This is a genomic window from Roseateles sp. P5_B10 (assembly GCF_056400485.1).
The window spans coordinates 1-3,451 of sequence record NZ_JBFULE010000579.1; the positions used below are offsets into that span (position 1 = coordinate 1).

Genomic DNA, 3,451 nt, shown 5'->3' on the forward strand with positions numbered 1-3,451 from the left:
GGCCTCGAATGACGCGTTGCCCCGGAGCGCACCCGACCCAAAGCCCGACAGGCTCCTATACCCCGCACTTGCGCAACAGGTCGCCCGGCAGTTGATGGCCACCGATGCGCTCGGCGCCCACACCCGCGACGAACTCGGCATCTCGGAGGCCGTCGGCGCCAGGCCCTTGCAGGCGGCATGGGCATCGGCAGCCGCATTCACGGTCGGGGCAGGCCTGCCCCTGCTCAGCGCCTGGCTGGCGCCGCATCAGATCCTGGTGCTGATCGTTGGCGCCACGTCACTGCTTTTTCTGGCGCTGCTGGGGGGCCTGGCGGCCTACACGGGAGGCGCCCCCATCGCACGCGGCATCGTGCGGGTGACGTTCTGGGGCGCGCTGGCGATGGCGATCACGGCGGGCGTGGGCAAATTGTTTGGGGTGGCTGCGTGACGGGGTGAAGCGTTGCCGGAGCCCTGCGGGCCCAACCGGCGCGTCATTGACGCGCCCATGCTGTGGGGCGTGGTGCGGGCGGGCCTGGCGCTGGCGCTGGCAACGATTGACCTCTACCTGCCCGGCGGCCCGATTCCCGGGGATGGCGACCCCGCCACCGCGCGCACGGCATGGTTCACGGTGCTGGTGCTGGCACAGTTGTTCAACTGCTGCAACGTCCGGTCGGAGACGGCCAGTGCGTTTCGCAACTTGTTCGTCAACGGCTGGCTGTGGGGCGCGGTGGCGCTGTCGACGCTGCTGCCGGTGGCGGTGGTTCACTTCGCACCGCTGAACTTGGCCTTCGGCACGGCGCCGTTGAGCTGGCAGCAGTGGGCGGTGTGCTTGGGGATGACGAGTGGCGTGTTGTGGACGGTGGAGGTGCGGAAGGGGGTGATGCGAGTGGCGAGAGGATGCGCTGCTGCCTGAGGCTGCAACGTTGTGCMGCACGGGTCGGTCGTTGGCGCTATGCCGGATCAGCCAGCTGCTTCTCGGGGCGAAAGCTCGCGCGACCCGCCTAGTACCTCTGGTGCTGGCTAGTTAGGTAGTTAACCCCTAGCGGTACTTTGAGCTTTACCTGCGTACTGACGTTGATGAGTAGCTAAGATCATTCCAGACAGATGGTGATCACCATGTGTCAGGGAGGCAGCAGCCTAAGTTCAAATCTATTGCGGCGCGAAAATTTTAAATGATGGAAGAAATGGAACAAGCTCCAACGATCGCCAGCGTTTCAGTCGAGGGTTTGCATGACCAGTTTGACTTTAACATTGAGCTTTTTCCAGGGCTAAATGTCCTTTATGGAAAAAATGGACGTGGAAAGACGACCCTTCTTCACTTGCTCGCAAACCTGCTAGAACTGGATTTTAATAGATTCACGTTTTTGCAGTTTCGTCGCATAACGGTTTCTACCTCGCGTGGAGACGTAGTTGAGTTGTTGAAGGAGGAGCCGGGCAGTCTGCCTAGAGTGTTCCTAAACGGAGAATTAACTTCTCTAAATCAACAGGGCGCTTTTTCCGAAACGGATATTGAGCGTCTGCGCGAAGCTGTGGGAGAACGTCCGACATACTTGCCTGCTTTTCGATCAATTTTGGAGCGGGCCAGAACTGATCCGGAGAGATACTATCGAGCCATGGCGGCGGAGCGTCGAGAGCCTGAATATGATGCAATTTCAACAAATGAAGTTTCGGCTCTTCGTTCGCACTACGTAAGGCAGGGCGTTGGCGTAACGCCTAGGCAATTGCAAGACGAAGCCGGCTCGATTGCCGAAAAGACAATTCTTTGCCGCCAATGGTTTGGAAAGTTTGTTCCAATCATTCGCTATCCGTCGGTGGCCGACGTGGAAGATGCACTCGGCGAAGAGTGGCGCCGGGCCGCACTTGAAGTTTCATCGAAAGAACAGAGGATGTTCGAAGAAACATTCGTTCAGGTCTTTCGAATTGTTTCTGGGCTTGAAAACATACCGACCACGGAAACCAACGAAGACATCATTTCTTCCATTTCAAGTCTGTTAATGGATCAGGAAACGCAGGCATCAAACAGCGAATCTCGTGCAGTGTTCGATAAGCTGTTGATGTCTGCGCGATCGTTGAGTTCCAGTGCTACTCCAACGCGCGGCGTCGATAGCTCCCTGCTTGGACTATACCGTCAGTTGTTGGAGACCCGAAATTCTGAACGGCGCGTGGCTTTTCAAAAGAGTCGAGATTTTGAGCAATCAATTAATCGATTTCTCGACAACAAGACGTTAAAGATTGGCAACGTCGCGTCTCGTAGCCGGCTTAGGCAGCAAGTGTCTGTAAATACTATGGCAGGCCCAGCTTACGGCCTGTCCGCACTTTCATCTGGGGAGCGTCAAATTCTTACCATGCTCTATTCTGCGAGTCGAACTCGGTTCGCATCCGGAGCATTTCTGATTGACGAACCCGAATTGTCGCTCCATATCGACTGGCAGCGGATAATTCTGCAAGAGCTACGAAATCAATCGCCTGAGCGACAAATCATTGCTTGCACGCATTCGCCGGAGGTTGGCGCTGATCATTTTCTAGAAAACCAAGACTTCGAACCTGAGCATAGTCCGAGAGGTCAAGATAGCTTGTTTACAGATGAGGAGCTGTGAACATCATGGGACGTAATTACTCCATTAATGGCTATCTCAACGCTGCCTTGCGCCGAAGCGGCAGGACGCTTCTCGTAGAGGGTCCAGGCGATAAGTCACTACTTCACCGACTAATTGCGGAGCGTCTCCCCTCATTTAATTCATTAGCTGTCATCGACCACGCGGGGATGATCGAAGATCCCTCGCTCGCAGGAACCGGTAACAAGTTGCGTGTGATCAGTGTTCGCAGTTCTTCCGAGGCGCTTGCTCTGCAGAACGCAAAAATTGCGACGAAACTGGGGACGTTAACTGATAGGGAATGGGATGGTTTGGCGCTTGCGGATTTCTCTCCGCAACCTGAATGGCACCCTCCGGCGCAGCTGGACCGCCATTTCACGACGCTGGGGCATTCAATAGAGAATTATAATTTTGACGCGGAATGTGTAAAGGAATATATCAAATATTTTTTTGCTGAACATGCTACGCAGCAGACTTTCAATGCGTTGGATTTAAATATTCCGGCGGTTCTTGTCGTTGCATCCGTCCTTTCAATAAAGCTAAGAGATGAGGCGCAGCTGTCGCGTAGTGCTGGCCTAATTGACGTGGTGCATCTGCGGCAGGAGAACGGACGAATATATCTAAATGATTCGTTCGCGTCGGCATGCGCGGGTCGTGGTATGGGGTGCGCCGGAACAATAGTGGCAGAGGTCAATCAGGGGGTAGATGCGGCGTGGGTTTCTCTTCATTCAAAACACGCTACGAAATGGTTGCCACATGGCCATGTGGGCAATGATCTGCTCTGGGTCGGTGCGGCTTTCATCGCGAAAGAAAGCGGCTTTCCCAATGAATTTGTTGCGGATTTGGCTAAGGGCGGGAAGCGACAGCGGGAGCTCTTT

4 protein-coding genes are annotated in these 3,451 nt (G+C 55.3%); all 4 read left to right on the plus strand.

Translation table 11 applies throughout. The annotated features are described in order from the left end of the window. On the plus strand, positions 1-427 hold a 427-nt coding region (locus tag AC1DU6_RS24145; RefSeq protein WP_477860172.1), incomplete at its 5' end, for a VIT1/CCC1 transporter family protein. 12 nt (positions 428-439) lie between these two features. Then, positions 440-892 carry a cation transporting ATPase C-terminal domain-containing protein gene (locus AC1DU6_RS24150; RefSeq protein ID WP_477860174.1) on the plus strand — a complete coding sequence of 151 codons (453 nt, stop codon included), beginning with the start codon at positions 440-442 and terminating at the stop codon, positions 890-892. A 259-nt stretch (positions 893-1,151) separates the two neighbouring features. After that, on the plus strand, positions 1,152-2,576 hold the full coding sequence (locus AC1DU6_RS24155) for an AAA family ATPase (protein ID WP_477860176.1): 1,425 nt from the start codon (positions 1,152-1,154) through the stop codon (positions 2,574-2,576). A gap of 5 nt (positions 2,577-2,581) precedes the next feature. Further along, positions 2,582-3,451: hypothetical protein (locus AC1DU6_RS24160; RefSeq protein ID WP_477860177.1), on the plus strand; the 870-nt coding region annotated here is incomplete at its 3' end.

Bases quoted from the DNA above. Each gene is read 5' to 3' on its own strand.
- AC1DU6_RS24155 (WP_477860176.1), top strand. From the start codon at position 1,152: ATGATGGAAGAAATGGAACAAGCTCCAACGATCGCCAGCGTTTCAGTC.